The organism is Pseudomonas sp. FP2338 (genome assembly GCF_030687515.1).
GTDB classification, from domain to species: Bacteria; Pseudomonadota; Gammaproteobacteria; order Pseudomonadales; family Pseudomonadaceae; genus Aquipseudomonas; species Aquipseudomonas salomonii.
The window spans coordinates 708,536-734,486 of sequence record NZ_CP117436.1; the positions used below are offsets into that span (position 1 = coordinate 708,536).

A 25,951-nucleotide genomic window follows, 5' to 3' on the forward strand; every position below is an offset into this window, starting at 1 on the left:
AGGTGTGGCGCTAAAACAGGGCGCAGAGATAGATAGGCAGCGCAAACGCTGTGCAGGGATGTTCCAGGATGAACGCTCAACCAATGTGTGTTGCGTGAGTTACGCAAAACCAATCGTTCCGCAGGCACGGCCTGTTCCGCTCAGGTCCATGGCTAACTATTCACCACTTGGGTGGTGGGTGACCTGTTGAGAATGACCTCAGAACCCTGCGCCCAAGAGTGCTTGGGCACTGAGGCGGTTCTCACTATTCAAGGACGTTGCCATGACCATCAATTTGTCGCGCGAGGAGCGCGCAGCCAGTTCAAACCGGGGCGCTGCCAGCTTACCCGCCGTCAGCCCAGGGTTCATTAACGAAGCCGATGCCGCCTATTGGGCGCACAAAAAAATAGGTGCGCGCAGAGACAAGGAGTACGGCGGGGTTATTTTGAGGAAATATACGGGCAGGTATCATGCTACCGAGCCTGTGCCCGGCAAGGAGATGCTGTTCGATTTACGCGAGGTACTGGCGGTCAGCGCCGATGGCCAATTTGAGCAACCCAAGGGTTACACCTGTGTGGCCTCCTACCATTCGCATCCTGCGGACCATAAGCTGACTCAGAGGGCCAATCCGAACTTTGATAGTAAGACGGTCAAAGCTTTTTTGAGTTTTTTTTCCGATGGCGACTTTTGGCATGGAGTTAATAACCGGGACTTTTTTCCGGCCGCGTATTTGTCCGGCCCCGACGGCTCGCTGATCCGATACGCTTCGAGTGGCTCCGGCGAAGAGCGCAGCTTTGCGCTCTGGATAAGAGCAGGAAGGCCCCGCAATAACAAAGTTGCCCTGTTCGGTCCGTTCAGCACATTCGTCAAAAAGCTCTCGACGCTGGGTACCTTGAGCCTGATTGTGCCCACGGCGCTGTGGGGCGGCTCGACAGGCGACGTGCCGGCAGATTGGGTGGTGTTCCAACCCTTCAGCAGCGGTGCGCCAACCCCTCAGCCTTTGTTTACCGGCGTATTCACCGAAGTTCAGGCTGCGATTAACGTTTGTGAACCCCTTGCCGCGCCCGCACGCCAAATCGGCATCGTGATCAAGGCGCAAGGCGAAGGCCGGGCTGAGTATGCGGTTTCTCAGCCGGAGCCTGCGCAGATGCGGGGGTGGCTGGCCGGGGATACGTTGCCGCCACTGCCGTCCGGATGGGCGCTGCACGGCATGTACGTTGACTCAAGTCCTGTACCCGAGCCTTACCCGCTTATCCAGGCCTGGCTGTACCAGCGTTTTATTAGCCCGTTGGATTTGGCAACGCACATTGTCGCCTACCGCAGGTTTGCCAAGGCGCTACCTGTTGCCTCTGACGGTTCGCTGTACATCCGCACAAGTGACGCAGCCGTTTTACGCTATGCCTTTTCTGGCTCCGACGCCGAGTCTCAACTTTTCGCTCAGGCAGCGGACGGTAGCGTGACGGACAACGGCACGCAGGCGCTGCTGCAGGCGGGAACCCTGCTACCCCAGGCATTCGTAAAACAGGTGGCCGAGGCGGGCCAATTGAGTGTGGAGCGCACCAGCGATATTTGGGACAAGAAAGGTGCCGTGGACAAAATGTGGCGGCCTTTTTCCAAGATTCCCGAGCCGCAATTGAGCCCGGCCTTCATCACTGCCGATGACGCTGCCTGTTGGGCACATGAGATGATCGGCGAACGACGCAACGTCGAATATGGCGGTGTGATTCTCAAGCGGGGTCATCGCTACTATGCCACTCATCCCATACCGGACCGCCGAGCGGTGTTCGAACATGGTCTCCTCTTGGCCAGGGACAGCGACGGTAACTTCATCGCCCCTGATGATTACAGCGCCGAGGCGTTTTATCACTCCCACCCCACGACTAATATCGCGCAAGCCAAAATCAACTACCCCGACAACAGCGATGATCAGTTGCTGCTACGTGCCAACTTCTATTCAAGGCCGGACCTGCGCTTCAGCTTCCGTAACCGAGTTTTCGCCAAGGTTCACTATCTTTCAGGGCCGGATGATGTGCTGCTCAAATATGTCAGCAATGGCTCGGCGCTTGAAAGAGCGTATGACCAAGAGCTGCGTGGCGTGGAGGACAAGACCTCCAGTGGTTTTGAGTCCAAGGTCATCTGGAAGCTGGCCGAGGCCGGCGAGCTTTCGGTCGTGGTGCCACACCCGGTTTGGGGCGGTGTTCGCGGACGTATCCTCAAAGGCTGGCGCATCAGGACCCCCGCGACGGCGCAGCCGCAGCAACCCTTTTTCACCGGGGCCTACTCAAAACCCGAGCATGCCGTGATGCGTGCGCTTTCACTCGCAGGCCCCGGCGATACTGGCGCAAAATTTGGATTTGTACTCAAGCATACGCGTGAAGATATCTACGCCGCGACGCTGGCGGTACCCAAGAGTGAACCGCTGTTTTCGCCTATTGATATATTCCCCGAACGCCATGATGGCGGGTTGCGACTGCCTTCCCAATACCGGTTGGAGGCTATCTACTTCAGCAGTTGGTATGAGACCCACGAAATTGCGGCCCGGGAAATCTGGCTGGCCAGCGCCTTCTTTACTCCGTCGCAGGTGGTGGCCGCTACCCGCCAGGCCCGGGCGACCCTGGCGATCCAGAACCCGGCCCGTGGCTTGACCCTGTACATGCAGGCCTCGGATTCAGCGTTGCTGGCATTCAAAGTGCCAGAGGCCACGGCCACCTCCGAGCTGGTGCAGGAATCCAGTGCCGGAGAGCTGCACGATAACGGTGCGCAAGCCGGCCTGCTCGATGGCACGCTAAGCCCGCGGACTTACGTACGTCGGGTTATTAGCGCGACCGAACTGTCGGTGGTTCAGGCGGGCGGCTTGTGGCGCCAGGTGGGACTGGTGGATAACCGTCTGCTGGTGCCGTTCTACACGGCGACACTGAGCCGTTCGTTTCTCTCTGCACGCGATGCGGCGGTGTATGCCCATGAGCAAGTCGGTAGTCGACGCGATCGTTACTATGGGGGTTACGTGCTCAAGGGCGAAGACGGTCGCTTTGTGATTACCGAGCCTATGGAAAGCCGCGAAAATCCATTTTTGTACACGCTGTTTTTCCCTTCCAGTAACCAAGGCCCGCTGATCCCGCCGGAACCTTATGTGTTGCACGGGCGATACGGCTCTCATCTCGAATTGTCCATGGCCGACCCTGTTCCGATCCTGCGGCGCGGCTGGACACGGGACGAGGCGCTGATCAATCAGCAGGTGTTCTCCTGCAATGAAATGTACGCCATCATCCCGGCCGGGCGAGTGGCCTATCTCTCGGCGGCACCGAATTGTTTATTGGAATACACCCCAATCAAGTCTTCTGCAGAAACAACGCTCCTGGCTAATCTCAGCCCTCAAGCCGGGGATAACAGCTTTCAGGCGCGACTTGACAGAGGGGACATCAAGCCCGCCGATTGGGTGTTGCGAGTGGCCGAGGCGGGGGATTTGAAGATCATTCAGGGCAACCGGCTTTGGGGGCCGCGCTTGGTGGTCGACAGCGACTGGTCGACCAATTACGACTACGCCCCAAGATCCGGCCCGCTTGACTACGTCACCTATGGCGCGGTGTTTACCAGTGCCGATGATGCGGCCCGTGACCTTCATGGGCGGGTGCATGGGCGTAATTTTCCCGAGGAGGCGTGCTATGCATTTATCCTCAAACACAAGGACAAGGACCAGTACATTGCGAGCGAGGTGGTCGGTACCAGCCGTACGGATGAGCTGTTCAATCGCTTCCTTGTGTTTAAAAGCACTACTAAAGACGAGTACCAGCTCCCTGATGGTTTTGAACTGCATGGGTTGTTTCGCTCGCAGCAATGGCTGCGTAAAAGGCTGACACCTTCGAACGAATGGCTGGCTCGGTTTTTTGTCCGGCCTGATGTTCTGTACGCCGCTATCTATGAAGCCAATCGTGGGAGTGCCGATAGCCTGCCGATTTATTTTTCAACGCATGACGGTGCGCTGCTGCGCTATAAGCCCTCAGCGATTGACGTAACGTCCGGCGGTACGGCGGATACGTTGTTGGGTGACGCACAACGAGCGTTGGATTCCGGGATTAAGAGGCCCGTTGAATTCGTCAGGGAGTGGTCGCTGAGGGGGCTGCTTCACGTGGTCCGTATCAGCCAGTTCTGGGATAAAGCAGGGTTGGTCAGTAATACCTGGACCAGTTACGCAACCTTGATGCCGCGACATTTAAGCCCCGCCTTCGCCAGCCCCGATGACGCGGCCCGCCACATAGCAGCATTGACGGGCAACGGAGATCGCCGCACTTATGGCGGGGTAATTCTCAAGCTGGTCAGCGGGTTATATGCCGCAACGGAGCCCTTGGCCATACCGCCCCAGGGGCTTACTTTGAATTGGATCTACCCTGACCACGCGGTTTCAACAGGACTTTATCCGGGAGGCAGCACGATTGTGGCGCGCTATCGGACTCTGCTGGATCAAGAGGTGCCGCTGCTGCTGTCCAGCACTCAGAAAGCCATCTACAAAAGCATGATTCCGAGCACGGTACTGGCGAGTTTGTTGAACCGGGATGCCGACATCATGGGTGAGTATGTGTTCGGCTCTAATGGTTCGATCCTGAGTTATCAACTCTCGAACTCCATTGCGGAGAACTCGCTTAAAAGCCGTCTGGCGGTGCAGAACCTGGCCAAAGACGACTACGTTGACAACCTCGTCGAACAGCAAATCCGCAGTGGGGCTCTCACGCCGCTGGAGTTCGTCACGTTGGTGGCGAAGGCGGGTACGCTGAGTGTGGTGAAAAATGATCCTTTATGGGGGCAGGCCAGACAGATAACGGGAGAGTTTGTGGCGCCTAACTTTGTGCCCAACCCCGGGGATATTCGCCAGGTATTGCTCGACTCACCCTGTAGTCCGATCTTTACCCGGGCGTTCGATGCCGTCCGCTACGCCCAGCGTATGGCGAAGCCGCAAACCGACGTATCGTTCGGTTACGTACTCAAAACCGTGAAAAAGTCGCTGTACATGACGACCCTGCCACTTGTCAGGGACAAATTTGACGATTTCAGGCGAGTTTTTATCAACGGCCAGTTGCCCCAGGGTTATGTGCTAGAGGGCATGTACCTCTGTGCTTCGACGGTGGCGATTGCCCCGGCCAGCGATGAAATGGCGCATAGCTTTTTCCCCCCTCAATACATTGACAAAGCGTTGAACTTTCTCCTCTACGCAAGCAACGGCAAGGCTCTGCCGTTGTACCTGATGTGTGGCGACGGGGCATTACTTAAATACCTGGTTCCAAAGACGGCGGTGTTATACGACGGGACGACGAATGGGGTCTCGGAACGCTCCCAATTGTTAAACGGTACCCTCAAGGTGCGCGAATATGTGCGCCGCTTGGCTGTCATGGGCGAACTGGAAATACGCGTGACCAGTGTAGTCTGGGGCAGGAAAGAGCGGGTGACGGCGCATTGGATACCGGAAAAAGCCCCCCATGCGTTTGCCGATGACCCGCATTTTCATTCGTTCTGTGGGCCGTTGTTTCTTTATCCCGACGATGCGGCGCGTTATGCCCAAGGCTTGGTGGCCCCTTTCCAGGACAAGCAATATTTGGGCGCGGTATTGATGCCGGATCAAAACCAGGGCTATGTCGCGATTGACCCGATGGAGGACCAGGGCACGGGAGGTGCGAGTACCCTGGAGCTGTTGTTCTGGATCGATCATGCTGGGTTCGATGTGCCCGCTCGCAACGACCTGAGCACCTACAAGATCGCGGCGGTTCAGGCGTTCTACAAAGCGATACCGTCGACTGCCAGCGGTGAGCCGAAAGATCAAAAATTGCTGGCCCACTTTGTCTCCAAGGATGATCTGCGCGACTATCTGGCGGTGATCAAGAGTAATGCGCCCTATGCCAAGAGTTGCTACCTGTCCAGCCGGGGCGGCGCCCTGCTCAAATATGTACCGGCGTTCACGCAGGCTGAAACCACCTTGCTCAGTCCTGGTGATGCACCAGCCCCTAGTGTGCTGGTCAGTCAATTGTGCTCTCAAGGCAGCCTGTCAGTGTTGGTCGCCGATGCTTTCTGGATGCGCGTGGGCGCATTGGGTGCAGAGTGGAGCGGGGGCGAAGCGCTGTCCGAGCCGCAAGTCGGCAAGTTTTGGTATGAGGGTGAAAGGGATGAACTCTGACTCTAGCGCTTGCGCATCAACCCGATAAAAAACAGCCCGCCAATCGCTGCCGTGGCCACGCCAATGGGCAAGTCTTCGGGGGCGATCAGGGTGCGCGCCGCGACGTCCACCCACACCAGGAACAGGCTGCCCAGCAGCGCGCACACCGGCAATAAACGCCGGTGTTCGGCGCCCACAAGGCGCCGCGCAATATGCGGCACCATCAGCCCGACAAAGCCGATGGAACCGCTGATGGACACCAGCACACCGGTCATCAACGACGCCACCAGAAACACCTTCAAGCGCACAGAACGTGCGTTCATGCCCAGGGTCACGGCGGTCTGTTCGCCGGCCATCAATGCGTTCAGCGGCCGCGCCATGCCCACCAGTATCAACAGCCCCAGCAGCACGGTCGCAGTCGGGATTGCCAGCAGTTCCCAGCGCGCCAGGCCCAGGCCGCCGAGCATCCAGAACATCACCGCCGAGGCGGCGCGATGGTCGCCCATGAACAGCAGCAGGTTGGCCACCGCCATCATCACGAATGACACGGCCACGCCGCACAGCAGCAGGCGATCACTCTCCAGGCGACCGTTACGGCTGGCCACGGCCAGCACCACCAGCATGCTCAGCAGCGCACCAATAAAGGCAGCGATCGGCAGGGTCAGCAAGCCGACGACTTCCCCCACGTGCAGCACCACGATCACCGCGCCCAGGGTGGCGCCGGAGGTCACGCCGAGCAGGTGCGGGTCGGCCAGCGGGTTGCGCGTCACCGCCTGCAACACGGCGCCGATCAATGCCAACCCGGCGCCGACCAGCGCACCGAGCAACATGCGCGGCACGCGGATCAGCCACACGATATGTTCATGGCCAGTGCTCCAGTTGACCTCGCCGAGGCCGAAGGCCTTGTTGAGCAAAATCCGCCATACCACGTCTACCGGCACCCGCGCCGAGCCAAACCCCAGCGAGATCACGCAAGAGACCAGCAGTAACGCGCCAAGCGCACTCAACAGCAGGGCATAGCGGCGGCTGATCATTCGCCGTGGAACCCTTTGGCCAGGGTTTCCACCGCCAGCACGTTGTCGATGCCCGGCGTGGCCTGCACATACGGGATCACGATAAAGCGCTGATTCTTGATGGCGTCCACCGACTGCAACGCCGGGTTATCCAACAGGAATTGTTCTTTCTGCGCGGCGGTGATTTCGCTGTAATCGACGATCACGATCACCTGAGGGTTGCGCTCCACCACGGTTTCCCAATTGACGCGGGTCCAGCTGGCGTCGATGTCATCGAGGATATTGCGCCCGCCGGCAGCGGTGATCAGTGCTTGCGGCATGCCCAGGCGGCCGGAGGTCATGGCACGGTCTTCACCGCTGTCGTAGAGGAACACCCGAGGTGTGTCGGCGGGCAGGTGCTGTTGCACCTCGGCCACTTGCGCCTGCATCTGCGCGATCAAGGCCGTGGCGCGGTCCTGCACATCGAAGATCTTGCCCAGGTTGCGCAGGTCGTTATAGGTGTCGTCCAGGGTCGCCGCCGGGCGCTTCATCACAAACGCGCAGGACTCGGTCAACTCGTAGACGTTGATGCCCAGTGGCTGCAAGGTTTGCGGCGTGAGATCGCCACCCACGCGCATGCCGTAATCCCATCCGGCGAAGAAGAAATCCACATTGGCGTTGAGCAGGGTTTCCACCGACGGGTACTTGCTCGCCAGTTCCGGCAGGCCGTCGAGCATCTCGGCCATTTGCGGCGTCACCGACTTCCAGCCGGTGACGCCGCTGTAACCGGCCATGTGATCCTTGAGGCCCAGGGCGAGCATCATCTGGGTCATGTTGATGTCGTGGCTGACCGCGTGTTTCGGCGCTTCCTGGAAGGTCACGTCGCGGTTGCAGCTTTTGACGGTCACCGGGTAATGGGTCGCAGCGGCAAACGCTTGGGCCGTGCCGAACAACAACGCGAGAGACATCAGGGAGCGCAGGATCATGGTTGGGTTATCCAGGTGATTCGGGGGTAGCCGGCCAAAGGGTGAGTGTCGATCAAGGCTTCGACGCCGAAGACATCACGCAGCAACCCGACGGTCAGCACTTCATGGGGCGTGCCGCTGGCGACAATGCGCCCGTGGTTGATCACGTACAAACGATCACAGTAGGCCGCGGCCAGGTTCAGGTCGTGAATGCTGGCCAGAGTACCGATGTTCAAGCGTTTGACCAGCCGCAGCAACTCCAGCTGATAGCGCGGGTCGAGGTGGTTGGTCGGCTCATCGAGGATCAACAATTGCGGCTGCTGCGCCAAGGCGCGGGCGAGGATCACGCGCTGCTTTTCACCGCCCGAGAGCGTGGCGAACGCGTGGTCTTCGAAGCCGTGCATGCCGACCGATTCCAGCGCCTGCCGGATGAGATGCTGGTCGTGCAGTGTGTCGCCGTCGAACAAACCTTTGTGGGGCGTGCGGCCCATGGCGACCACTTCGTCCACGCGCAGGCCGAAGGTGTCGGGAAACTCCTGCAACACCACGGCGATGCGTTGTGCGCACCATTTTGCGCTTTGCTTCCACACATTCTGGTGTTCGAGCAGCACGTCACCGCGTTCGGGTTTGCTGAAGCGATAAGCGCAGCGCAACAGGCTGGTCTTGCCGCTGCCGTTGGGGCCGATCAGCCCGACAAACTCGCCCGCGCCGACCTGCAGGCCGGCATCCCGCAGCTGAAAGCGGTGGTTGCAGTGGTCGTGACCCGGTGGGGTCCAGCCAAGGTCGGTGAGGGTGAGTGAGGCCATCAATATTCTCAAGTTCAACACAGTTAACGGTGGGAGCTGGCTTGCCTGCGATAGCGGTGTGTCAGGCAGACCGCATCGCAGGCAAGCCAGCTCCCACAGGGGAGCGGTGTTGTGTATCGGTTAGAAGGTGTAGTCCGCCGTGACGAAGAACGAACGCGGCTCACCCAGTATCCACTGTTGGCCATTGTTGTACTGGCTGACGGCGTAGGTGCGGTTGAACAGGTTGTTCAGCTCAAGGCCCAGGGTGGTATTGCGCATGGCCTTCCACGATACGGTGGCGTCGGCCACGGTGTAGCTCGGCACTTCGCTGCTGTTGGCGGTATCGGCATAACGGGCGCTGACGTAACGTACACCGGCACCGGCGCGAATGTCATCGCTCACCGCCTTGCTCAACCACAGGTTGGCGGTGCGGTTGGGCACGTCAACCGGGCGATTGCCGTCACGGGAAACCGCCTGGCCGTTGACCACTTCGGAAAAGTCATCGTACTGCGCCCGCACAATGGCCGCGTTGGCTTGCAACTGCCAGGCGTGGGGCAGTTGCAGGTCGAGGCTGGCTTCCAGGCCGTTGGACGATTGCTGGCCGACTTGCTCCTTGAGTGTGGTGCCGGGAATGCTCACCAACAGTTTCTTTTTGACGATGTGATAGGCCGCCAGGGTCCATTCGCCACGCGCGTCCCAGAACGCCTGCTTGAAGCCGATTTCGGCCTGTTTGGCGGTGGACAAACCAAACTGCTGCTGGCTCGGGCTCAGGCTGATCAGGCTGCCGACACCGTCGGTGCTGGTGGCGTACTGGCCGTAAACCGAGGTGTTCGGGGTGATTGCGTAGACCAGGCCGGCCTTCCAGTTGTTGCCGGTCAGGGTCTTGTCGGAGTCTTGGTTCGCGGCCGTCAGGTCATGGCTATCGATGTGCAGGTAGTCGCGGCGCGCGCCAGTGATCAGCGAGAGTTTGTCGGTCAATTGCAGGCGGTTTTCGGCGAAGGCCGCGAGCTGTTTGGTGGTGGTGACCGCTTGGGGGATGAATGGGCTGCTGCTTTCAAACGGCTGCGGCACCGGGTGCTGAATGTCCACGGGTTGGCCGCCGCCCGGCACGTCGTTAAACGGCGCGTTGCTGGCCAAGCGGAAGCGAATACGGTTGTATTCGACGCCCGTCACCGTTTGGCTGTCGAGGCCCAACAGCGTGTGTTTAAACGTGAACGTCTGACGGTCACCGACCTGTTCCTGGTTGTGCTTGATGCCCAGGTAGTCCTGGCGCACCAGGCCGCCATTCACGTAGTTGTAGCTTTCGGCGTTCTGCCAGCGGCGCTGGTTTTTCAGGTACGACAGCTCGTTGGTGGCGGTGACGTTATCGTTGATCTGCCACTCGCTGGTCAGGCGCGTCCACTGGTCGTTGTAGTGCTGTTTGTCGTTGCTGATGTTGTAGTTCTTGTCGCGCAGGCCTTTGTGCAACTGGCCGTTGATCAACGGCGTGCCGTAATAGTTCTGCGGGCTCTGGTCGCCGTAGTCGTGGGCCAGGGTAAAACTCAGGTTGTCGGCCGGCTGCCAGCGCAGCGCGCCGCTGACGAAGTCGCTGGCGGAGTCGCCGCGTGCGATGAAGCCGTTGCTGCGCAGGCGGTTGACGTTCAGGCGGTAGCTCAGGGTGTCGGTCAGCGAGCCGCCGCTGTCCAGGGCTTGCTGCTGGCGGTCATCGGAGCCGTAGCCCAGGCGCACATGGTTTTCGATCTCGCCGCTGAACGGCTTCTTCGCAATGGTATTGATCACCGCACCGGTCGCGCCCTGGCCGTACATCACCGAGGCCGGGCCGCGCAGCACATCCACGCGCTCAACCGACCAGGTGTCCACCGGGAAGGTGGACGTGCCTGCACCATCGAACATGCGCTGCCCGTCGTACAGCTGCAGCACCGAACTTTGCCCGCTAAAACCACGGGCCTGCAATGAAGTGCCGCCGTCGCCCGGTGAGCCGGTGCGGCTGATGCCGGTGGCGCGGGAGATGGCCTCCTGCACACTGGCGTCGCCGCGTTCGCGGATCTTCTCGCCGGTCTGGCTCTCGACGCTGCCCGGGGTTTGCAAGGCGGTGAGGTTCAGGCGCGAACCGGCAGTGGTCGGCGTGTTCAGGTCGACGCGTTCGTCATCCACGGCGGGCGCGGTCACTGGGCTGGCGGGCAGGGTCAGCGCCTGGGCATTGTTGTGCAGGGCGAGCAGGCATACGCCGCACGCAAGGTACTTGTTCATCGGTCGATCAATCGCTTCTTGAAAGGGTGTGCTCGCCGCAGGGCGCGGCGAGCAACGATAACGCAGAAAGTGTTATAAGTTAACACTTATTGACTGCGCGACAAAAGTCGCGCAAGCCTATAGAAAGCCTCTGGCGTGGGCATCTCGCCTGCCTCATGCAGAACCTGAGGCAGATTCACGTTGGTTGAAAAGGCGCGCCAGCACCAGGCGATCCAATGCCCACACCACGATCAACGAAGCGCCCACCAGCGGAAAAATAATCGCCAGCGCGAGCATGATCACCATCGCGGTTTTCCACTTGGGCAGGTCATGGCGCAACGGCGGAACGCCCAGCCCGCCGTGTGGCCGACGCTTCCACCAAATCACCACGCCACTCACCGCACTGAGCAGAATCATCAAGCAGATCACCAGCACGATCAGCTGATTGACCCAGCCGAACATCTTGCCTTCATGCAGCATCACGCCGGTTTCGGTGGCGCGTGCGACGAGGTTGTAGTGTTCCCAACGTACATCGGCCAGCACTTTGCCGGTGTACTGGTCCACATGCAGGGTCGCGTCATTGCGTGGGTCGTTGGCGAACACCGCGACAGTAAACACGCCTTCGGCGGTGGTGGGGAACGTGATGCTGTAGCCGGGTTCGACCTTGCGTGCGTTGGCCAGGTCGACCACTTGTTGCAGGCGCACAGTCGGCGCGGCAGGGCCTGAATGCATGGCGCCATGGTTCATATGTTCGGCGTGGTCGCCGGACATCGGCATTGGCGTGTTTTCCATGGCCCACGGCACGGTCTGCTGGCTGGCCGTATTGAGGCTGCGCGCTTGCTGGTCGGACTGCGGCACGTTGTTCCACATTGCCGCCGGGAACTTATTCCACAGCTCGGCATATTGTTTGCCCCAGAAACCGGTCCAGGTCATGCCGCTAAGCAGCATCACCAGCAAGAATGCCGCGCCCCAGAAACCGGCGACCGCGTGCATATCGCGCCAGAACACTCGGCCACGGCTGTTGAGCCGTGGCCACAACACGCCCGCCGAAGACTTGCCGCGTGGCCACCACAGGTACACGCCGGACACCACCAGCATCACCCCCCAACCGGCGGCGAGTTCCACCAGGCGATCACCCACGGTGCCGATCATCAGTTCGCCATGCAGCGCGCGGGCGATGGCTTGCAGGTTGTATTTGGCATCCTGTTCACCGAGGACGGTGCCGCGATACGGGTCGACGAATACCGTCACTTCGCGGCCATCGTTGTGCATCACCAATTGCGCGCTGCTGGTGGCGTCGGCGGGTGGCAGGTATTTGCTGATTTTACCTTGGGGAAAGGCTGCCTGGGCGCGTTGCAGTTGTTCATCGGCGCTCAGGGCGTGCTCGGCGCTTTGCACGTTGAGCAGGTTGCCGTACATCAGCGGGTCGAGCTGGGGTTTGAACAGGTAGATGATGCCGGTGAGGGCCAGCAACACCATGAAAGGGGCGACGAAGAGGCCGGCGTAGAAGTGCCAGCGCCAGGCCAGGTTGTAGAAGGAAATTTTTGGGGTGGTCATCATTAGGCTCCGCAAGGCTTTAGATATTTTTTTGTCTGTCAGGCCGCTATCGCAGGCAAGCCAGCTCCCACACTTGGAATGCATTCCCCTGTGGGAGCTGGCTTGCCTGCGATGCCCTTAGAAGCTCATGTCGACTTTGGTCCAGAGCGTACGCCCAGGCTCCTTGATGGCTTGCGGGTCGTTGGCCGGGTAGCCGAAGCCTGCGTTACCGGCCAGGTTCAAATGCTCGGCATAGGCTTTGCCGAACAGGTTGTCGACGCCGGTGCTGACCTTGAAGTTTTTATTGATGCGGTACGCCGCGTTCAACGAGAACACGCCAAAACCGCTGCTTTTGTCGAAGTCCTTGCCGACCACGTTGCCCTTGTTCTGGTCGATGCGATTTTGCGCCGCGACCACACGCCACAAGGCGCCGGCGCTCCAGTCGTCCTGGCTGTAGGTGAGGCCCAAACGCGCGTCCAGTGGCGGCATTTGCGGCAGCGCCTTGCCGTCGCTGGTGTTCTTGCCCCAGGCGTAGGCGAGGCTGGCATCGGCCTTCCATTGCTGGGTCAGCTTGTACGCCGCGCCCAATTCACCGCCCATGATGCGCGCGTCAACGTTGCGCGCCTGGGAGGTGGTGCCCATCATGCCGGGCTTGTAGTCGAACAGAATAAAGTCCTGCACCCGGCCGATATAACCCGAGGCCCAGGCTTCCAGGTCGGCGGTTTTGTACTGCGCGCCGAAGTCGAGTTGGGTGGTTTTCTCCGGCTTCACGCCGTCAAAGGCATTCACCGAACCCACCGCGCCGGTGTTGGGCGAAAACAGCTCCCAGTAATCCGGGAAACGCTCCGAATGGCCGAGCCCTGCGTAGACGGTGGTGGGTGTGTCAGCCAGGTCGTGCTCATAACGCACAAAGCCCGATGGCAAGGTTTCAGCGCGAGTGTTGTCGGCGGTCGGGTTGGGGCGCGACATCATTCCTGAGCCCGTGCGCTGGCGGAAATCCTTGGCCGAGGCGCGGTCCAGGCGCGCGCCGGTGATCAACCGATCGCGGTCGGCGGCGTACCAGGTCAGCTCGCTGAACACGCCGTAGTTGTGGAAATTGGCATCCTTGACCCGTGGCAGATCCTTGTAGGTATCGATGCCCATGCTGCTGCGCTGGCGATGCTCATTGGTCTGCGCATCCAGGCCGCTGATCAGTTGCACATCGGCCCAGCGCCAGATCGCCTTGATGCGTGCGCCGAGGGTGCGGCGGTCGACGTTGGAAGCCATCGGCCCGGCCATCATGCCGGTGCCCGACGGCGTACGCAGGCTGTAGTTGTCCATCACATGGTCGGCGTAGTTGTAGTAGACCTGCGCTTCGACCTTATCCAGTACCTCACCGATATTGGATTTTTCAAAGCGCAGCCCCAGGCTTTCGCGCAGAAACTGCGAGCCATCCATGCCGCGCCCGGCGTAGCGCGCTTCGCCATCGCCACGGCCGGCGGTGAGCTCAAGCAGGGTGTCGGCGTCGGGGGTGAAACCGACGGCGACATCGCCATTCCACTTGTCGTAGCGCGAAGCGACGGTGTCGTTGTTGCCGTCCTTGTAGTCATCGGCGTGGGCCTGATTGCCGATCACCCGCACATAGCCCAAAGGCCCTCCGGCGGCGGCATCGACCACCTTGTCGAAGCGCCCGTTGGAGCCAGCCAGCACACTGGCGTTGACCCGCGTGCCCAGCTCGCCGAATTGCTCGGGCTCACGCTCGAACAGGATGGTGCCGGCGGACGCGCCGGGGCCCCAGAGCACGGTTTGCGGGCCTTTGATCACGGTGAGCTTGTCGTAGGTTTCCGGTGAGATATACGAGGTGGGCGCATCCATCCGCCCCGGGCAGGCGCCGAGCATCATGCCGCCATTGGTGAGGATATTCAGGCGCGAACCGAACATGCCGCGCAGCACCGGGTCGCCATTGGTGCCGCCGTTGCGCACCAGCGCGAAGCCGGGGATGGTCTTGAGGTAGTCGCCGCCGTCGCTGGCGGGCACCGGTTGGCGTGGGTCTTTGGGGTTGGTGATCACGGTCAGCGGCGAGCTGGGGGCGATCGCGGTGATTACCGTGGGGCTCAGTTCGTGATCCTCAGCCTGCGCGTGTGATGCCAACAACGCGGCACACAGAACGGCGAGAACGGGGGTACATCCCAAACGGGAGTCAGCAGAAAACCTGGACATGACAAATTCCATCAATCAATCGTAAACAACACGGCCAGCAGCCTGCGGCTGTCTGTCTGAAGTCGGCCGGTGTGAAGTGATGCTGTGAAGTGCTTACGAAGCGATGGGCGGGGCGCGGCTGCGGGCGCCGGGGAAGATGCTTTGCCGGGCGTGGCCCAGGCGGGTGGCGGGCGTCAGGGCATTCGCCGGTGGCGGGGTGCCGAGGCTGACATGGGAGACGCTGCCGGGCAGAGCCGGGCAACTGAACAGCAGGTCGCAATACCCGCACTTTGCCCAGAGGGCGTGGTGTTCGCTGGGGGCTTGCTTGTGTTCGCCATGGCTGCTCGACGGCATGTCCATGGACATTTCCATCGACATACCGGCGTGATGGTCCATCGGCATCGCTTGGGAAATCAGCGGACCGATAAAGATCATCAGCATGGCGAACAGGCTGATCCAACTGCCGCGCGCCAGGCTCATGGGCCTGCGGCGGTGTGGCGACAACCTGGCGCGAGGGGCGCCCATTTACGTTGGCCTATTGGGCGTGCATAGGCTCGTGGCCGGCCATCGGCGGCGCTTTTTGTACCGAGACTTCAACCTGCACCGGGCCGGCTTTTTCGAAGTTCAGGGTGAGTGGGAAGTGCTGGCCGTCGCGCAGTTGGCTGCGGTCTTTCAGGCCCAGCAGCATCACGTGGTAGGCCATCGGTGCGAAGGTCAGATCACCCTTGGCCGGTACGGCAACGCTGGGCACTTGTTGCATCTTCATCAAGTCGCCCTGCATCACATGCTCATGCAGCTCGGCTTTGGCCGCCACAGGCGTGTCGACGCTAAGCAAGCGATCAGCGCTGTCGCCCTGGTTATGAATCACAAAATAGGCAGCGACAGTCGGCGCATTCGGTGGCAATTCCTGGGACCAGGGATCGCTGACCAGCAGGTCGCCGGCCTTGTAGTCGTCGGCATTGGCAGCACTGAACACCGGTAGCAACAAGGCGGCCAGCAGCAGGGAAGATTTAAGCATGGCAGTTCTCCAGAACGGTTCTAAACGCAGTTCACTTGCGAAGAAATCAGACCGTTGGAGAGGCGCGGGGGTTAAGGCTCGGCCATTGCTGGCGCGGAGTCGGGGCTTGCAGTGCGGGCGGCGGCAGGCCCGGCACCGCATCAAAACGCGTGACATACAGCTGTGGCACATGCCCCGGCAACGCCACTAGCGGCGGTGAGCCCGAGCAGCACCAGCAATGCTGCATGGCGGAATGATCTTCCTGGGGCGGCGTTGGAATGTCCAACGTGCCCAAGGCTATGGTCTTGAGACTGGCGCCATTGGACGAACAGAAACTGCCCCACAGCAATTGCTGTGCGGGGTCCTGGGACTGTTGCATCGCGCTGGCCATCGGCATGGCAAAGGCGTTGAACAGCACTGCAAAGCAGGCGATCCACACAATTGCAAAGCGTTGACGGGCCATGGCGGACAATCCGTAGGGTTAAGCGATCAGGTGGGTATTTAGCCTGATCGGGGGGCATAAGTAAAAAGCGCCGGTGTGGTTTGGTGTCGCAGTGGTTGCCTTCATGATAGCCGGGAACCGCAGATTGCCAATTTTACCGACGGGTCGCGATCTCCAGCGTGACGCTGAACCCTGTGGGAGCTGGCTTGCCTGCGATGCGGGCAACTCGGTTTTCCAGCAGTACCGAAGTGATGCTATCGCAGGCAAGCCAGCTCCCACCGTTTGGTGTGTGTTTGGCTATGGCTTGGTGTTGAGCATGCGAGTTGCACGAGCAATGTCCTGCTGCGCCCTGCGTATCAAAGAGCCATCGCCAGGGTCCTCTTCAATACAGGCTTGCAGATAAACCTCCATATCCTCTTGTGTATGAAGATGGTCGACGATGTTGAAAGGACTGAGCGTTGCCGTACGGTCGCAGGGGGGCTGGGCTTTTTTCAGCCTTTGGTTGAGCCGGTCAGCCACTTCAGGCGCGACTGAGTCCATGGCGTTGGCTTCCAGGCCTAGTGCGTGCGCCAACTCTGGGTTGGTGCTGACGTGCTCGATAATCGTGAGTTCAACAGGTCGAGTCGAGCGTCGGGCGCGGGAATTTTTAGCCATGTGATCAGCCTCATGCTTAACCTCGTTGGACGAAATGTTGAGGATCATCGCCAGGGGAATACGTTTCCCGGTAGTCAGCTGCTTCCGGTGCTTATGTAGGCCGCTTCTTGTTGAGCCTCTGCACAACCTGAATGTTGAGGCAGCGGGGTATGGCAGGTGCGGGATGTATTGGCTGATACAGACTTTGCTGTGTTATTGGTTTAGAAAGCCCAACTGGCTTCCCGGATATGATTGAAGTTCACCACATCGACACAGTGCTGGTGAGCGAAGCCTGCGACTCTCAAGTCATCCGTCAAAACCAGATAATTATCCTTCGCCAGAGCGATAATGCCAACGTCAGTAAGGCCGTAGGGCGACAGCTCGTAGTCGCGACTGATATCCAGTGCCGGGCTATGAAGTTCAATGATGGTTGATCATGATTCTTTCAAGGTGCTATAGAAGTCCTGCAACTTTCTGCCATAAAGCCCATTGGTCAGGTTGCTGACTTCTGCCAGAATATGCGGCGTTGTAATAAGCTTTTCGAACTGATCAATGACGTTGAGCAGGAGCTGGTAATCTTTCTCGGTGTAGCCACTTGTTCTTTTGAACTCAAAAATGCTCGGTGTGCCGCCTATCAAGGCCAGGAGCAGTAGGTTGGTGTCGACTATGATTCCTTTTCTCCGGTATTGTTTTAAATAGGCATCTATCATACTTCACGAATCTTCATGGCGCGGAACTCACCGGTTTCCGAATCAATAATGAACGTTTTGTATTTTCTGGTTTGCATTTTTCCGGCTAAAGCAGCGCCTAGCCTTTCAAATTTATTTGCGTCCGGCGTGTTGTAGCCAAGTGTAATTGCCCATGTTTTATTTTCTGTATTGAGCTCCACCTCTTCAAGCATGAGGTCCTGTAGTACGGTGTCCTGTCCAAGAAAATCATTGGCGGCTGCCTTGGCAACTTGTACGGCCTCTTTAACTTCTATCATGTCAGCTCCTGAGTATAATTGAGTCTGGCTTGAATTATTCTTGGAGTGTAGCACTTCGTGTTGTTGGTTCATCGCCGTCCCTTGAGGTAACAATTAGAATTGCCAGAGGCTGCTAACGATCCTGATCTATCGAAGAAAATCTGCCAATGAATCGATTGTTTCTGCGGGCGACAAAAGCTCTCGATCCACCCCAGCCAACACCGGCCGCTTCAACACCAGCACCGGCACGCCACGCTTGCGTGCCACTTCCAGCTTCGGCTCGGTCGCCGCGCTGCCGCTGTTCTTACTGATCAACACATCAATTCCACGCCGTTCAAACAACGCGCGCTCGTCCTCAATCAGAAACGGCCCACGCGCGCCGATGACTTCACAGCGCTCATTTCCCGGATACACATCCAGCGCGCGCAGCGTCCAGAACTGGTCGGCGGGGATTTCGTCGAGGTGCTGCAAGGGCTCGCGTCCCAAGGTGAACAACGGACGTTTGAAGCGCTTCAAGGCTTCGATCAGTTCAGCCCAATCCCCCACCTCGCGCCAGTCATCACCCGCCTGCGGCTGCCACGCCGGACGTCGCAACGCCCAGCAGGGAATGCCGCACTCTGTTGCCGCCGTGGCAGCGTTTTGGCTGATCTGCGCCGCGTAAGGGTGGGTGGCATCAAGGATCAGGCTGATCTGCTCATCGCGAACAAATTGCGCCAAGCCTGCATGCCCGCCGTAGCCGCCAACCCGCACTTGGCAGGTGAGGTCGGTCGGCACGCGCCCAACCCCAGCCAGGCTATAGATATGCTCCGGCCCCAGCGTGCGGGCGATGGCCAGCGCTTCGGTGACGCCGCCCAACAACAGGATGCGTTTCATAGCGGCTTGACCACGTCCAGCAAGGTGATCGGCAGCGCCTGGCGCCAGGTGTCGAACTCACCCAACGGCTGGGCCTGGGCCACATGGATGCGCGTAAGCTCGCCGCCATGTTGAGCGCGCCACGCCATCAAGGTCATTTCGCTTTGCAGGGTCACCGCATTGGCGACCAAACGCCCACCGGGACGCAGGTGTTGCCAACAGGTGTCGAGCACGCCGTCGCGGGTGACGCCGCCGCCGATAAAGATCGCGTCCGGTGCTTGCAGGCCAAGTAACGCCTCAGGCGCCTTGCCGCGAACCAGTTGCAGGCCGGGCACGCCGAGGGCATCGCGGTTATGTTCGATCAGGCTTTGGCGCCCCGTATCGGCTTCAATCGCCAGTGCGCGACAACTCGGATGCGCGCGCATCCACTCGATGCCGATGGAGCCGCTGCCCGCGCCCACGTCCCAGAGCAATTCACCGGGCATCGGCGCAAGGCGGGCGAGGGTCATGGCGCGTACATCGCGCTTGGTCAGTTGACCGTCGTGTTTGAAGGCCGAATCCGGCAGCCCGGCGAGGCGTGACAAGCGCGGGGTGTTGGCGTCGGCCACGCAGTCGATGGCCACCAGATTCAAATCCGCAACCGAGGCGTGTTGCCAATCAGCAGCCAGCCCGTCGATGCGCTGTTCGGTTGCGCCGCCCAAGTGTTCAAACACGCTCAACCGGCTGAGCCCAAATCCGGACTCGGCTAACAGCGCGGCGATCGCCGCAGGGCTGCGCCCATCATTACTCAGCACCAGCAACCGCACGCCACTGCCCAGGTGCACATTAATCGCCGCCAACGGCCGCGCCACCACGGATAACGTCACCACCTCCTGCAATGGCCAGCCCAAGCGCGCCGCCGCCAATGACACGGAGGACGGCGCCGGTAAAATCAGCAGTTCTTCAGCCGCCACCTGGCGCGCCAGACTGGCACCTACGCCATAGAACATCGGGTCGCCGCTGGCCAGCACGCACACCGGCTCGCCGCGACTTGCCAGCACCGGCTCCAGGGAAAACGGGCTTGGCCAGAGCTGGCGCTCGCCTCCAATACACACGGGCAGCAGGTCCAACTGGCGCTGGCCGCCTATAATCCGGGTGGCGCGCAACAGGGCGTGCCGGGCGTTTCTGCCCAAGCCTTTGAAGCCGTCTTCACCGATGCCTACAACCGTCAGCCAGGGCGACATAAGAATTCCTTGAACGACATCCGACGGGCAGGCTTTTCATGCCGCCGGACAAAGCAGGCATAATACCGCGCCTTTACCCGTCAACCGGTAGCCCCGTGAACCCAACGCCTGCTCTGAATACCTTGCGCCCCTCGGCTTGTCCGGGGTTGCTGCGTATCGTCCAGGCCCTGGATGGCGGGATTTGCCGGATCAAACTGGCCGGCGGTTCTATCACAGCCGCCCAGGCGATTGCCGTGGCCGACGCGGCGCAGGCCTATGCGGGCGGGGTGATCGAAGCCACCAACCGCGCCAACCTGCAGATTCGCGGGATTGGCGCCGAGCAGGATGCATTGATCGCCCTGCTGCTGGCCGCCGGGCTTGGCCCCAGCAACGCGGCCGGCGACGACGTGCGCAACCTGATGCTCAGCCCCAGCGCCGGCATCGACCCGCAGATGCTGTTCGACACCCGGCCGCTGGCGGATCAGCTCCTCACTACCCTGCAAAATCATCCACGGTTCCATGAACTGTCGGCCAAATTCGCCGTGCAGCTGGATGGCGGTGAAGCCTTGGCGATGCTCGAGCATCACCATGACCTGTGGCTGTCGGCGTTTGAGCAGGCGGGCGAGACACTTTTGGCTTTCGGCCTGGCCGGTTGCCCAGGCTTGGATGCACCCTTGGCCGCTGTGCCGCTGGAGCAAGGCCATGCCCTGGTCGTGGCCGTGCTGGAAGCGTTTCTCGACCTGGCAACCCCGACGCAAACCCGCATGCGTCATCTGGCTGTGGATAACTTGCTGGCCCATCTGAGCCTGCCGTTACTGCCGGTGGATGGGTTCAAGCGCCCGGCCGGTGGGGCTTTGTTGCACCTGGGCACTTATCCACAGCGGCAAAAAAAACTGTTCTACGTCGCCGCCGTTGCGCCGCTGGGGCGTCTGGATTCGAGCATGCTCAAAGGTGCCGCGCAGCTGGCCCGAGAGTTTGGCGACGGTACGTTGCGTTTCACACCGTGGCAGGGCGTACTGCTGCCCAACCTTGAAAACCACGGCGCCGTGACTGAAGGTTTGGAGCAATTGGGCTTTCTCTGTTCAGTCGACCAACCGCTGGCGCGCATGATCGCCTGCACCGGCTCAAGTGGCTGTGGCAAAGGCCTGGCCGACACCAAGGCCGATGCGCTGCAACTGGCTGCGCTGCAACCCGGCCACGACGTACACCTGTCCGGCTGCCCACGCTCCTGCGCCGCCGCGCACACTGCGCCGGTCACCTTGCTGGCGGTAAGCCCCGGCCACTACGACGTCTATTTTCGCGAGGCAGCCCACCCCGGTTTCGGCCGGCTGCACGCACGCACTCTTTCCATTGAAGCGGCGGGCGCCCTGTTACGCGGCCGCACACGGAGCAACACCGATGATTGATTACATCCGCGACGGTCAGGAGATCTATCGCAACTCCTTCGCCATTATTCGCGCGGAAGCCAAGTTGGAGCGCATTCCTGCCGACCTGGAAAAACTCGCGGTGCGGGTGATTCATGCCTGCGGCATGGTCGACGCCATCGACGGCCTGCAGTTCTCCGAAGGCGCAGGCAAGGCCGGGCGCGATGCGCTGGCGGCCGGCGCGCCGATTTTGTGTGATGCGCGCATGGTCTCCGAAGGCGTGACCCGCGCGCGCCTGCCGGCCAATAACCAGGTGATCTGCACCTTGCGCGACGACAGCGTGCCGGAGCTGGCGCGGGAGCTGGGCAACACCCGTTCAGCTGCCGCGCTGGAACTGTGGCGTCCGCACCTGGAAGGCAGCGTGGTGGTGATCGGCAACGCCCCGACGGCGCTGTTTTACCTGCTGGAAATGCTCGATGCCGGCGCGCCGAAACCGGCGTTGATCCTCGGCTTCCCGGTGGGTTTTGTCGGCGCTGCCGAATCCAAGGCGATGCTGGCGGCCGATAGCCGTGGCGTACCGTTTGTGATCATGCAAGGCCGCCTGGGCGGCAGCGCGATGGCCGCCGCAGCGGTCAACGCCTTGGCCACGGAGGTCGAATAATGCCGGCACGCGGACGTTTGATTGGCCTGGGTGTTGGCCCCGGCGACCCCGAGCTGATCACCCTCAAGGCGCTGCGCCTGCTGCGCGAGTCGCCGGTGGTGGCGTATTTCGTGGCCAAAGGCAAAAAGGGCAACGCTTTTGGCATCATCGAAGACCATTTGGTCGCGCAGCAAACGCTGATGCCGCTGGTGTACCCGGTGACCACCGAAGTGCTGCCGGCGCCGATGTCTTACGAGCAGATCATCAGCGACTTCTACGACAACGCCAGCCTCGACGTAGCCGCGCACCTGGACGCTGGCCGTGATGTGGCGGTGATCTGCGAAGGCGATCCGTTCTTCTACGGTTCCTATATGTACCTGCACGACCGTTTGGCCGAGCGCTATGAAGCCCAGGTGATCCCCGGCGTCTGCTCAATGCTCGGCGGCGCTTCGGTGCTTGGCGCGCCGTTGGTGTATCGCAACCAGAGCCTGTCGGTGCTCTCCGGTGTGTTGCCCCACGAAGACCTCAAGCGCCGGCTGGCGGACGCCGATGCCGCCGTGATCATGAAGCTGGGCCGCAACTTCCCCAAGGTGCGCCAGGTGCTGCAAGAACTCGGTCTGGCCGAGCGTGCGCTGTATGTAGAGCGCGCGACCATGGCTAACCAGAAGATCGTGCCGCTGGATCAGGTCGACCCGGCGTCTTCGCCGTACTTCTCGCTGATCATCGTGCCGGGTGAAAGGTGGCAAGGTTGATGCGCCCGGCGATTGTGATTCTCGGCCAGGGCAGCCTGGCGACGGCGCGCAGGATCGCGCAGGTGTATCCCGGCGCGCTGATCCACGGCTTGGCCGGGCGGGTTGAAGGTGCGGACCAGACCTACAGTGAGTTCGGCGCGACCCTGCGTCAGCTTTACCAACAAGGCACGCCCCTGATTGCCCTGTGTGCTGCCGGTATCGTGATCCGCACGCTGGCGCCGCTGATGCTGGAAAAAGGCGAAGAGCCTGCCGTGCTGGCCGTGGCGGAAGATGGCAGCGCCGTGGTGCCGTTGCTCGGCGGCCTAGGCGGTGTGAACCTGATGGCGCGAGAGATTGGCGCGGCACTCGGCGTTGCTGCGGCGATCACCACCAGCGGCGAGCTGCGTTTTGGTACTTGCCTGCTCAACCCGCCTGCGGGTTATGCGTTGGCGGACCTGGAACTGGGCAAGCGGTTTGTCTCGGACCTGCTGGCCGGCGAAAGTGTGCGCATCGAAGGCGTGGCGCCGTGGCTGGACCAGGCGAATTTGCCGCAGGATCAGCATGCACGTCTGGCGATTCACGTGGGCAGTGCCGAGCGTGTGCTGGCTGCCAATGAATTGCTGATTTATCCGAAGACGGTGTGTGTCACCTGTAAGCCTGGGGTGGATTTGGCTGAGCGGGTGCGAGCGGCTTTGCATGACGCAGGCATCGCCGTGCAATCCCTGGCCTGCCTGTTGGCCAGCGACACGCAGATGGCCGACGCCTCGTTGCAGCAAGCCGCATTGGCGCTGGGTGTGCCGTTGCGTTTTGCACAGGTGGCGCAAGACGCGGACATCGTGATCACCGTGGCAGAGCAACCGCTGGACCTGTCGCACGTCGGCCGTGCCCGTGGCCGCCTTGCCGTGATCGGCCTGGGCCCTGGCGCGGCCGAGTTGATGGTGCCGGCGGTGAAGGCCGAGCTGGCGCGTTGCACCGATGTGCTGGGTTACGAAACCTATGTGCGCATGGCCGGGCCGTTCCGCGACGATCAGGTGCAACACTGCACCGATAACCGCGAAGAAATGCAACGCGCTCGCCATGCCTTCGAGTTGGCTGCTCAAGGCCGTTCGGTGGTGGTGGTGTCGTCCGGCGACCCTGGCGTATTTGCCATGGCGGCGGCGGTGCTCGAGGCGTTGCACGAATCCGGCGAGCCGGCCTGGCATCAGGTCGAACTGGAGATCCTGCCCGGCGTCTCAGCCTCGCTGGCCACGGCCGCGCAGGCGGGTGCGCCATTGGGGCATGACTTCTGTGTGATGTCGCTGTCGGACAACCTCAAGCCCTGGTCGATCATCGAAAAACGCCTGGACCTTGCGTCCCAGGCCGACCTGGCGCTGGCGTTCTACAACCCGATTTCGCGTTCGCGGCCGTGGCAGTTGGGGCGCGCCCTGGAAATCGTCGCGTTGCACCGCACGCCCGAAACACCGGTGGTGCTGGGTCGCGACATCGGCCGCCCAGGCCAGACCCTGCGTGTCACTACGCTGGGACAATTGACGCCTGAGCAAGTGGACATGCGCACCATGGTGCTGATCGGCTCGTCCACCACCTGCGTATTCCCCCGCGCCGGAGGCGGCGAATGGGTGTACACGCCGCGCTGGTATGGCGAGAAGCCCGCGTCCTGAAAACAGCCCGCGACAGGTAAGCAAGCTCCGAGTAACGCTGGGTGAAAACCTGCTGTTGTTCGGGGCTTTTTCTTTTTTTGTCGATGAAAAAAGGAAGGTCTACCGGTATGCCGCGTTATTGCTGGGTGACGTTTTTTCGACGCGTGCGCCAAGCGATGTTTGTGGTCTGGAAAGTGCGCCAGCGGCTGGACTAGTGTGAAGACAAGCCCCATGTGGGGTGCTTGTGGAGAACTGAAAAATGGAGCGACATCACAAAAGGATCATCAGTGCTAAAAGGCGCAAGTTGATTGCTGCCTACAAGCTGCCAGGGGCGCCGGGAGCCAAGCGCCCGGCGCCGCTGGACGCGGAAGATGACAGCAATGCCGCCGTGGTGAACAACGGCGTGATCTCGTTTATCGAGGGCATGTCGGCGCTGAACCGTGAATACATCCGTAAAAGCTACCTGCTGGCCAGCAGTTATGTGAGTGATGTATTGAAGGTTCAACGCGGCAGCGAGGCGTGGTATGACGAATTTATCAAGGTGATGGTCAGCCTGGGCTGGTTGCCGGTGCGCAGCGCTTTTAAGCGGGTCTCAAGCTCCGGTAAAGGCCTGACGGTGCAAGTGACGGCGCTGAATATTATCGCCGCGCTGGCGGCGGCCTCACTGGGAGGGCCATTGCTGGCGGCGCTGCCGAAACTGGCGGCGGATGCGTTGCAGGCCTTGAAGCAACAACCTGCGTCGTTTGAGCTGTTCAAGCGCAATAGCACGGTGCACCAGGGCGGCGATTTCGGCCTGGCGTCCTGTGCTGAAACGGAGGGGGAACTGATGATGGTGCTGGCGACTTACAGCACCCACGGTGTGAGCAAACAGATGGGCCTGCCGTTTCTGGAGTGGGACAGCGCTTCGGTCGAGGCTTTCAGCGGCCAGACTTGCCTGGTGCTCAATACCTCAGTGGTCAACGAAAAAACCATCCAGCTGATGCGCGAGAGTGCTGGCGACAAGGTACGGCTGGCGATCGCGAAGTACCGGATTTAAGGCACCAGGTAACCGCGCACACCGGTAAAGATGATCTGCGCGGCCAACGCACACACGAACAACCCCATCAACCGACTGACAATCTGCAAGCCCTGGTCACCCAGTATGCGTTCGATACGGTTGGACAAATACAGCACCACACCAACCGTGAAGCTGGCCAGGGCAATGCTGACGATCGCCATGAACTTGTCATCCCAGTGGGGCTGGCTCACGCCCATCACCAACAGCGCACCGATGGTGCCTGGGCCGACCGTGAGCGGGATGGTCAGCGGTACGATGGTCACGTCCTGCTGCACATTGTCGGTCTGCACCGCCGACTTGCCCTGGGCCATGCCCAGGGCCGAGATAAACAGCACGCTGCCGGCGCCGATGCGAAAGGCATCCACGGTGATGCCGAACACACTGAAAATCACCCGACCAAACAGGTAGAGCAACACGCTCGACACCAGCGTGGCCAACGCGACCTTCCAGGCCAGGCGCCGCCGCTCTTTGCTGGAGTAGCCACGGGTCAGGCTGATAAAGCAGGACAGCACAAAGAACGGGCTGTAGAGCACCAGCATTTTCAGGTAGACGCTGAATAACACGTGGAGCATGGGCGCGGCTCGCGGGCGGGGGAGGAGGGGAGAGTCTATCAGGCGACGCAGATCAAA

Annotated in this window: 21 protein-coding genes; 6 read left to right on the top strand and 15 right to left on the bottom strand. The window is 60.8% G+C overall.

Going from position 1 to position 25,951, the window contains the following annotated elements; all coding sequences use genetic code 11:
• Positions 1-262 precede the first annotated feature (262 nt).
• Positions 263-6,139 (top strand): DUF4329 domain-containing protein, encoded by a 5,877-nt coding sequence (locus tag PSH96_RS02995; protein WP_305457392.1) that lies wholly within the window; start codon positions 263-265, stop codon positions 6,137-6,139.
• A 2-nt stretch (positions 6,140-6,141) separates the two neighbouring features.
• On the opposite strand, the gene PSH96_RS03000 is transcribed toward PSH96_RS02995, so the two are convergent.
• The 14 genes from PSH96_RS03000 to cbiE all read right to left on the bottom strand — a co-directional run bounded on the left by PSH96_RS03000 (position 6,142) and on the right by cbiE (position 19,914).
• Positions 6,142-7,152 carry an iron ABC transporter permease gene (locus tag PSH96_RS03000; RefSeq protein ID WP_305457394.1) on the bottom strand — a complete coding sequence of 337 codons (1,011 nt, stop codon included), beginning with the start codon at positions 7,150-7,152 and terminating at the stop codon, positions 6,142-6,144.
• Positions 7,149-8,096, bottom strand: coding sequence for an ABC transporter substrate-binding protein (locus tag PSH96_RS03005; protein WP_305457396.1), 948 nt, complete (start codon positions 8,094-8,096; stop codon positions 7,149-7,151). Before PSH96_RS03005 ends, PSH96_RS03000 begins: the two co-directional genes overlap by 4 nt.
• Entirely contained in the window at positions 8,093-8,881 is a 789-nt protein-coding gene (locus PSH96_RS03010) for an ABC transporter ATP-binding protein (RefSeq protein WP_305457398.1), read from the bottom strand. The genes PSH96_RS03005 and PSH96_RS03010 overlap by 4 nt, the downstream gene beginning before the upstream one ends.
• A gap of 120 nt (positions 8,882-9,001) precedes the next feature.
• The gene (locus PSH96_RS03015; protein ID WP_305457400.1) at positions 9,002-11,110 is read right to left on the bottom strand and encodes a TonB-dependent siderophore receptor; all 2,109 of its coding nucleotides are present in this window, start codon (positions 11,108-11,110) and stop codon (positions 9,002-9,004) included.
• A gap of 153 nt (positions 11,111-11,263) precedes the next feature.
• Positions 11,264-12,646 (bottom strand): PepSY domain-containing protein, encoded by a 1,383-nt coding sequence (locus tag PSH96_RS03020; protein ID WP_305457401.1) that lies wholly within the window; start codon positions 12,644-12,646, stop codon positions 11,264-11,266.
• Positions 12,647-12,763: 117 nt separating this feature from the next.
• Complete coding sequence (locus PSH96_RS03025; RefSeq protein ID WP_305457402.1) at positions 12,764-14,824, bottom strand: TonB-dependent copper receptor; 2,061 nt, start codon at positions 14,822-14,824, stop codon at positions 12,764-12,766.
• Between the two features lie 93 nt (positions 14,825-14,917).
• The gene (locus tag PSH96_RS03030; protein WP_305457404.1) at positions 14,918-15,328 is read right to left on the bottom strand and encodes a DUF2946 domain-containing protein; all 411 of its coding nucleotides are present in this window, start codon (positions 15,326-15,328) and stop codon (positions 14,918-14,920) included.
• A gap of 10 nt (positions 15,329-15,338) precedes the next feature.
• On the bottom strand, positions 15,339-15,821 hold the full coding sequence (locus PSH96_RS03035) for a copper chaperone PCu(A)C (protein ID WP_305457406.1): 483 nt from the start codon (positions 15,819-15,821) through the stop codon (positions 15,339-15,341).
• A 46-nt stretch (positions 15,822-15,867) separates the two neighbouring features.
• Positions 15,868-16,263, bottom strand: a complete 396-nt coding sequence (locus tag PSH96_RS03040; protein WP_305457407.1) for a DUF2946 domain-containing protein — start codon at positions 16,261-16,263, stop codon at positions 15,868-15,870.
• A gap of 276 nt (positions 16,264-16,539) precedes the next feature.
• Positions 16,540-16,896 carry a DNA-binding protein gene (locus tag PSH96_RS03045; protein WP_305457409.1) on the bottom strand — a complete coding sequence of 119 codons (357 nt, stop codon included), beginning with the start codon at positions 16,894-16,896 and terminating at the stop codon, positions 16,540-16,542.
• 413 nt (positions 16,897-17,309) lie between these two features.
• Positions 17,310-17,585: a hypothetical protein gene (locus tag PSH96_RS03050; RefSeq protein WP_305457411.1), complete on the bottom strand. Its 276-nt coding sequence runs from the start codon at positions 17,583-17,585 to the stop codon at positions 17,310-17,312.
• Positions 17,582-17,860, bottom strand: coding sequence for a hypothetical protein (locus PSH96_RS03055; protein WP_305457412.1), 279 nt, complete (start codon positions 17,858-17,860; stop codon positions 17,582-17,584). Before PSH96_RS03055 ends, PSH96_RS03050 begins: the two co-directional genes overlap by 4 nt.
• Before the next feature lie 126 nt (positions 17,861-17,986).
• Positions 17,987-18,712, bottom strand: coding sequence for a cobalt-precorrin-6A reductase (locus PSH96_RS03060; RefSeq protein ID WP_305457414.1), 726 nt, complete (start codon positions 18,710-18,712; stop codon positions 17,987-17,989).
• Positions 18,709-19,914 carry a precorrin-6y C5,15-methyltransferase (decarboxylating) subunit CbiE gene (gene cbiE / locus PSH96_RS03065; protein ID WP_305457416.1) on the bottom strand — a complete coding sequence of 402 codons (1,206 nt, stop codon included), beginning with the start codon at positions 19,912-19,914 and terminating at the stop codon, positions 18,709-18,711. Before cbiE ends, PSH96_RS03060 begins: the two co-directional genes overlap by 4 nt.
• Before the next feature lie 38 nt (positions 19,915-19,952).
• Between cbiE and cobG the strand changes: the two genes are divergently transcribed.
• The 5 genes from cobG to PSH96_RS03090 all read left to right on the top strand — a co-directional run bounded on the left by cobG (position 19,953) and on the right by PSH96_RS03090 (position 25,301).
• A complete protein-coding gene (gene cobG / locus PSH96_RS03070) occupies positions 19,953-21,299 on the top strand; it encodes a precorrin-3B synthase (protein ID WP_305457418.1) in 1,347 nt (448 codons plus the stop codon).
• Complete coding sequence (locus PSH96_RS03075) at positions 21,292-21,918, top strand: precorrin-8X methylmutase (protein WP_017136756.1); 627 nt, start codon at positions 21,292-21,294, stop codon at positions 21,916-21,918. Before cobG ends, PSH96_RS03075 begins: the two co-directional genes overlap by 8 nt.
• Entirely contained in the window at positions 21,918-22,649 is a 732-nt protein-coding gene (locus tag PSH96_RS03080) for a precorrin-2 C(20)-methyltransferase (protein WP_305457421.1), read from the top strand. The genes PSH96_RS03075 and PSH96_RS03080 overlap by 1 nt, the downstream gene beginning before the upstream one ends.
• A complete protein-coding gene (gene cobJ, locus PSH96_RS03085) occupies positions 22,649-24,286 on the top strand; it encodes a precorrin-3B C(17)-methyltransferase (protein ID WP_305457423.1) in 1,638 nt (545 codons plus the stop codon). Before PSH96_RS03080 ends, cobJ begins: the two co-directional genes overlap by 1 nt.
• A gap of 238 nt (positions 24,287-24,524) precedes the next feature.
• A complete protein-coding gene (locus PSH96_RS03090; protein ID WP_305457425.1) occupies positions 24,525-25,301 on the top strand; it encodes a hypothetical protein in 777 nt (258 codons plus the stop codon).
• On the opposite strand, the gene PSH96_RS03095 is transcribed toward PSH96_RS03090, so the two are convergent.
• Positions 25,298-25,894 (bottom strand): MarC family protein, encoded by a 597-nt coding sequence (locus tag PSH96_RS03095; RefSeq protein WP_017136752.1) that lies wholly within the window; start codon positions 25,892-25,894, stop codon positions 25,298-25,300. The genes PSH96_RS03090 and PSH96_RS03095 overlap by 4 nt on opposite strands.
• Positions 25,895-25,951: the final 57 nt, after the last annotated feature.

Bases quoted from the DNA above. Each gene is read 5' to 3' on its own strand.
- cobG (WP_305457418.1), top strand. From the start codon at position 19,953: ATGCCGCCGGACAAAGCAGGCATAATACCGCGCCTTTACCCGTCAACC.
- cbiE (WP_305457416.1), bottom strand. From the start codon at position 19,914: ATGTCGCCCTGGCTGACGGTTGTAGGCATCGGTGAAGACGGCTTCAAA.
- PSH96_RS03030 (WP_305457404.1), bottom strand. From the start codon at position 15,328: ATGGGCGCCCCTCGCGCCAGGTTGTCGCCACACCGCCGCAGGCCCATG.
- PSH96_RS03010 (WP_305457398.1), bottom strand. From the start codon at position 8,881: ATGGCCTCACTCACCCTCACCGACCTTGGCTGGACCCCACCGGGTCAC.
- PSH96_RS03090 (WP_305457425.1), top strand. From the start codon at position 24,525: ATGGAGCGACATCACAAAAGGATCATCAGTGCTAAAAGGCGCAAGTTG.
- PSH96_RS03015 (WP_305457400.1), bottom strand. From the start codon at position 11,110: ATGAACAAGTACCTTGCGTGCGGCGTATGCCTGCTCGCCCTGCACAAC.
- PSH96_RS03075 (WP_017136756.1), top strand. From the start codon at position 21,292: ATGATTGATTACATCCGCGACGGTCAGGAGATCTATCGCAACTCCTTC.
- PSH96_RS03020 (WP_305457401.1), bottom strand. From the start codon at position 12,646: ATGACCACCCCAAAAATTTCCTTCTACAACCTGGCCTGGCGCTGGCAC.
- PSH96_RS03050 (WP_305457411.1), bottom strand. From the start codon at position 17,585: ATGATAGATGCCTATTTAAAACAATACCGGAGAAAAGGAATCATAGTC.
- PSH96_RS03025 (WP_305457402.1), bottom strand. From the start codon at position 14,824: ATGTCCAGGTTTTCTGCTGACTCCCGTTTGGGATGTACCCCCGTTCTC.
- PSH96_RS03095 (WP_017136752.1), bottom strand. From the start codon at position 25,894: ATGCTCCACGTGTTATTCAGCGTCTACCTGAAAATGCTGGTGCTCTAC.
- cobJ (WP_305457423.1), top strand. From the start codon at position 22,649: ATGCGCCCGGCGATTGTGATTCTCGGCCAGGGCAGCCTGGCGACGGCG.
- PSH96_RS03045 (WP_305457409.1), bottom strand. From the start codon at position 16,896: ATGGCTAAAAATTCCCGCGCCCGACGCTCGACTCGACCTGTTGAACTC.
- PSH96_RS03005 (WP_305457396.1), bottom strand. From the start codon at position 8,096: ATGATCCTGCGCTCCCTGATGTCTCTCGCGTTGTTGTTCGGCACGGCC.
- PSH96_RS03055 (WP_305457412.1), bottom strand. From the start codon at position 17,860: ATGATAGAAGTTAAAGAGGCCGTACAAGTTGCCAAGGCAGCCGCCAAT.
- PSH96_RS03060 (WP_305457414.1), bottom strand. From the start codon at position 18,712: ATGAAACGCATCCTGTTGTTGGGCGGCGTCACCGAAGCGCTGGCCATC.
- PSH96_RS03080 (WP_305457421.1), top strand. From the start codon at position 21,918: ATGCCGGCACGCGGACGTTTGATTGGCCTGGGTGTTGGCCCCGGCGAC.
- PSH96_RS03040 (WP_305457407.1), bottom strand. From the start codon at position 16,263: ATGGCCCGTCAACGCTTTGCAATTGTGTGGATCGCCTGCTTTGCAGTG.
- PSH96_RS02995 (WP_305457392.1), top strand. From the start codon at position 263: ATGACCATCAATTTGTCGCGCGAGGAGCGCGCAGCCAGTTCAAACCGG.
- PSH96_RS03000 (WP_305457394.1), bottom strand. From the start codon at position 7,152: ATGATCAGCCGCCGCTATGCCCTGCTGTTGAGTGCGCTTGGCGCGTTA.
- PSH96_RS03035 (WP_305457406.1), bottom strand. From the start codon at position 15,821: ATGCTTAAATCTTCCCTGCTGCTGGCCGCCTTGTTGCTACCGGTGTTC.